The 5,172-nt window shown below is 62.2% G+C and carries 5 protein-coding genes; all 5 read right to left on the bottom strand.

Going from position 1 to position 5,172, the window contains the following annotated elements:
- On the bottom strand, positions 1-1,468 hold a 1,468-nt coding region (locus tag FY112_RS37585; protein WP_246700645.1), incomplete at its 3' end, for a xanthine dehydrogenase family protein molybdopterin-binding subunit.
- 550 nt (positions 1,469-2,018) lie between these two features.
- Complete coding sequence (locus FY112_RS10055) at positions 2,019-2,912, bottom strand: LysR family transcriptional regulator (protein WP_131709085.1); 894 nt, start codon at positions 2,910-2,912, stop codon at positions 2,019-2,021.
- 134 nt (positions 2,913-3,046) lie between these two features.
- Positions 3,047-3,841 carry a carboxymuconolactone decarboxylase family protein gene (locus FY112_RS10050; protein WP_151518310.1) on the bottom strand — a complete coding sequence of 265 codons (795 nt, stop codon included), beginning with the start codon at positions 3,839-3,841 and terminating at the stop codon, positions 3,047-3,049.
- A gap of 120 nt (positions 3,842-3,961) precedes the next feature.
- Positions 3,962-4,945, bottom strand: a complete 984-nt coding sequence (locus FY112_RS10045) for an aldo/keto reductase (protein ID WP_151518309.1) — start codon at positions 4,943-4,945, stop codon at positions 3,962-3,964.
- Between the two features lie 92 nt (positions 4,946-5,037).
- The coding region (locus FY112_RS37580) for a DUF2255 family protein (RefSeq protein WP_246700647.1) at positions 5,038-5,172 on the bottom strand (135 nt) is incomplete at its 5' end.

The following is a 5,172-nucleotide window of genomic DNA, read 5'->3' as shown; positions in this document are numbered from 1 at the left end:
GCCCCATCATCTCGGCCGCCGTCTGCTGCACGAACGTATCGCTGCCGGTGCCAAGGTCCGTCATGTCCGTTTCGACCGTCAGCATGCCCTGGCGATCGAGACGAACCCGCGCTCCGGCCTTTGAAATCGGTGCCCCGCGGATCGCACCCGCCATGCCCATGCCGATCAACCAGTCACCATCGCGGCCTTGACGTGTCTCAGTTTTGCGCATGCTCCATCCGAAGCGTTCGGCGCCCGTGCGCAGGCATTCGACGAAGGGACGCGAGGAAAAGGGCCGATCGGCATTTTCCGGATCGACCTGAGTATCGTTCAGGATGCGGAACTCGACCGGATCCATGCCAAGCTTTTCGGCCATCTCGTCCATGGCGATCTCGAGCGCCATCAAACCGGGCGCCTCTCCCGGCGCACGCATGGCATTGCCCTCGGCCAGGTCGAGCGTCGCCAGTCGGACAGCTGTCATCCGGTTCGCCCCGGCGTAGAGCGACCGTGTCGAAAGGGTGGTCGGCTCGGTGCGGCCGCCGGCGAGATTGCCCGACCAGCTCTCATGACCGACCGCCGTCAGCTTGCCGTCGCGCGAGGCGCCGAGCCGGATCCGTTGGATCGTCTTCGGCCGATGGATCGTATTGTTGAACATTATCGGACGTTGAAGCGCGATCTTCACCGGTCGCCGCACCATTCGCGCGGCAACGGCCGCCAGCACCAGATCTGACTGCACCGTGCCCTTGCCGCCGAAGCCGCCGCCGATGAAGGGTGAGATCAGCCGAACGTTTTCGCGCGGAATGCCGAGAATGAGTCCGAGATCGCGGGTTCCCCAATTCATCTGCTGAATTGAGGTCCAGCACGTCACCCGATCGCCATCCCAGGTCGCGATCGTCGCATGCGGCTCCATCATTGCATGCGCCTGGTCGGGAACAGTATAGGTCTCGTCAACCTTCACCTCCGCGGCTGCGAAAGCCTGGTCGAAGTCTCCGACCTGCGTCTCGGTCGGTCCACCAAACTCCATCTGCGGTGCAACCGGCGCGCTGTCCAGTTGCTCGGCGAGATCGAATCGGCCCGGGCTGCGCGCATAGTCGACGCGGATCAGCGAGGAAGCCGCGCGTGCCTGTTCGAAGGTTTCGGCCACCACGACTGCAACAGGCTGATGGTAGTGATCGACATCAGGGGCAGCCAACATGCGCTGGACATAAAATTTTCCGACACCAAGCGGACCGGCATTGCGGTGAGTAATGACGGCCAGCACGCCGGGCGCGGCCTCGGCGCGCCGGGAGTCGATCGATGAGATCCGGCCCTTGGCAATTGCCGCGCCAAGGATATAGCCGTAGGCGGCGTTTGGCGCGACGTTGTGATATTCGTAGGCGTAAGTCGCCGTCCCAGTCGTCTTGAGCTCTGCCTCGAAGCGGTTGTGAGGCTGGCCGACAACGGTCATCCGGTCAATCGGGTTCGGTCCTGCAGGTGTGTCGAACTTCATGGATCAGCCCTCGCTTGCGCTATCACGTCGCTGAGCGTCCGCTCCACCAACAACAGCTTGAAACGGGTTCTTGACTCGCGGCTCCGCGCCTTCAGTAGTCCGTCAGCCGGAATAGTCGAGGCTGGGACTCGTGCTCAGGGGCGAAGCAGTGGATCGCTCACGTGAGTAAATGGGTCACGCATCGGAAAGGATTACCGGCGGCAAATTGCAAGACCTTATGAGGCTGCCTCACGAAACGGGAGCTTCCTGCCGAGATCAGGCGAGCAAGCGGCCTGCGGTGAGGCGCTCCCAATTCGCATGAGCGAACTTTGCCCAGCCCCAGATCTTCGACAAATCGCCGCGCCTCGCCTCCGGGGCGATATTGGTATGGGTAGTCCGTCGAGAACAGGATCCGATCCACGCCGACGGCATCGATCGCCTGCCGCAAGTAGGCGGGGCTGAAACATGCCGCTGGCCGTCAGAGACGAGATGGCCGCCGATTGCGCTTCATTTCCCGGAGGAGCCGCGCAACGGTGCCTAAAGCGGCTCTCCACGGTGTCGCCTCAGCCGCTCAGGTTGAATGACGCAACGCGTTCACGAGAAGGGAAAAAGCGGGCGAAGACTGGCGTCGGCTTGGGTAGTAGAGATGGAAGCCCTCCCAATAGGGAGAAAAATCTTCCAGAAACCGGTGGAGGCGACCGGTTCCGAGATGGAGCTTGGCGATATCCTCCGGGATATAGGCAAAGCCGAAGCCGTCGAGTGCCGCCTCGAGAACGTTGTAGATCGTGTTGAACACCAGCTGTCCGTCCACCCGAACCTTGATCTCGCGGCCGTTCTCTTCGAACTCCCAGGCATAGAGACCGCCATAGGTGGGCAGGCGCAGATTGATGCACCTGTGCTGCATGAGGTCCTTCGGATGTCTTGGAATATCGCGTGAGGCAAAATAGGATTCTGCGGCGACGACCGCGAAGCGAACATCCGGCCCGATCCTCACTGAGATCATGTCCTTGGCGATCTGTTCGCCGAAGCGCACGCCCGCGTCGTAGCCTTCGCTGACGATGTCCTGCAGACCGTAGTTCACGTCCAGTTCGAGCCTGATGTCGGGATATTGTTGGAGAAAGGTTCGAAGCTTCGGCCATATGTAGCACTGGATCTGGTAGTCGCCGGCGGTCAGCCGGACGGTTCCAGCCGGCTGGTCCCGAAGAATGTTGAGCCCATCGAGCGCAGATCCGATCTCGTCGAAAAGCGGACCGATGCTCTGCAGCATCCGTTCGCCTGCCTCGGTCGGAGAGACGCTGCGCGTCGTCCTTGTCAGCAGCCGCACGCCCAGCCGCTGCTCGAGCTGACGGAGCGTATGGCTCAGCGCCGACTGCGAAACGCCGAACTTGGCTGCGGCTTTGGTGAAGCTGCGCTCCCTCGCAACCACCAGGAACACCATCAGGTCGTTGATATTCTGGCGCTCCAATGATGATTCCTCCTCATAGACCGACGCCCATCATAAACGCCTGCCTATGAAATGGTAGCAATCAACTCTGGAGCAGCAAACACGCCGGACCCCTTTGCGCCGGACCGGCGTGCCTTTTGCTGCAGGCTGGAGTTTCACTTCGCCCGGCTGCGCAGCACTTCTCCGACAACCGACGACGCAGAGAAGGCGTTCGGCCAGCCGGCGTAGAAGGCCGTATGGGCAACGACCTCACCGGCTTCGTCGGCGGTCAGGCCGTTATCCATGGCGCGGTTGAGGTGATAGGTGATCTGGGCGCTCTGGCCGGATGCGATCAGCGCGCTGACCGTCACAAGGCTGCGGTCTCGCGGTGCAAGGCCCGGCCGCTGCCAGAGGTCGAGGAACAGCGGGTCGGTCGTAAACTGCACCAGCCCCGGAGAGATCGGACCGACATTCTTCTCTACCCCGGTGGCGCGTTGGCGCTCGGCTTCCTCGTTGAGTGGCAGCAGTTGCGGAGAGGCCGCAGGGAGCTGGTCGGCCGTGATGCCCCGGTCTTTGAAGACGTCCTTCGTCGCGGCGACTGCCGACATCGCGTTCGACCAGCCCGCGTAGAAAGCCAGATGCGTGATGATCTCGGAGACCTCCGCCGGGCTCACCCCGTTATCGAGAGCGACGTCGACGTAGTGCTTCAGATCGATTGCCTGGTTTCGGGCGATCAGCACTGCCAGAGTGACGATGCTGCGATCGCGGCGTGACAGTTGCGGCCGCTGCCACAGATTTCCGACCACGTCCTCTTCAGCGTATCGGCCAAGAGCCGGCGATACGGACTGGATGTCGCTGACCGACAATGATGAAGCACTTGCCGGCATGGCTCCGCCTCCACTTCCTTCCTGGGCCATGAGAGGCTCGCCCATCGTGAGCGAGATTGCCGTGGCGGCCAAAATTCGTTTCATGATGATATCCTTCCAGCTGGTTGTTCCGGCATCGCCTGGAATGGGCCTGCAACGGCGCAACGACGAAAGCCGCAATGCGCCCGTCGTCAGCGTCGAAGCAGGTTGTTGTGGAATGTGCCGCTAGAGACCGGATCGACGCAGCATTTCTTCGGGATAACGAGCTCCCTGAATGACGATGTTGGTCTGCTCGATCTCATCGAGATCGGCCTTATCCAAGGTGACGTTCAGCGCCCCGATATTCTCCTCGAACCGTTCGAGCTTGCGTGTTCCGTACAGCGGAACAATCCAGGGCTTCTGCGCCAGCAGCCAGGCTAGCGCGACCTGGGCCGGCGTCGCACCATGCTTCTCGCCGATCTTGCCGGTCAGCTCGACCAGCTTCAGGTTGGCAAGACGCGCTTCCTCGGAGAAGCGGGGGATTCCCGCTCGGATATCGGAACTGTCGAATGTGGTGTTGAGGTCGATCTTGCCGGTCAGAAATCCCTTGCCGAGAGGGCTAAAAGGCACGAGCCCGATGCCGAGCTCCTCGATCGTCGGAATGATTTCGGCCTCCGGCTCGCGGGTCCACAAGGAATATTCGCTCTGCAACGCGGCCACCGGCTGCACCGCATGCGCTCGGCGTATCGATCGGGCACCGGCCTCGGACAGACCGAACCACCGCACCTTGCCCTCGACAATCAGCTCCCTGACCGTCCCGGCCACATCTTCCATCGGCACGTCTGGATCGACCCGGTGCTGATAGTAGAGGTCGATGTGGTCGGTGCGCAGGCGCTTTAGGCTGCCCTCGACGGCGCGGCGGATCTGCGCCGGCTTGCTGTTGACGCCACCGCGGTGCGCGCCCGTCTCCTGATCGATGTCCCAGCCGAACTTCGTAGCGATCTTGACCTTGTCGCGAACCGGGGCAAGCGCCTCGCCCACCATCTCCTCGTTCGTCCAGGGGCCATAGACTTCAGCGGTGTCGAAGAAATCCATGCCGCGTTCGACGGCGGTGCGAAGCAGGTCGATCATCTCGGCCCGGTCGGGAAGCTCGCGGGCCTTGCCATAGCCCATGGCGCCCAGCGACAAAGCGGAGACCTCCAGGCCCTGGCCGAGTGTGCGCTTGATCATTTGCTTCTCCTCTTTTCAGGTTGATATGAAGAGCTATCGACAACGCGCGCCCTGAGGCGATCGCATGCCGATCTCATGCGATCCGACCGCCGTCAGGCAGTTTCGTCGCGAGGCGTGATCCGGACGGTTGCCGCGCGTGCTCGGGCGCTGACCATCGGCGCGAGATACTGGCTCTTGCCGTATTTGGCGCGGTAGGCGTCGTCGATGCGATCGTTGATCGGGCCGTC

The sequence above is a fragment of the Rhizobium sp. PEPV16 genome, assembly GCF_008919455.1.
GTDB classification, from domain to species: domain Bacteria; phylum Pseudomonadota; class Alphaproteobacteria; order Rhizobiales; family Rhizobiaceae; genus Rhizobium; species Rhizobium leguminosarum_Q.
This window is presented reverse-complemented; position numbering and strand designations above follow the sequence as displayed.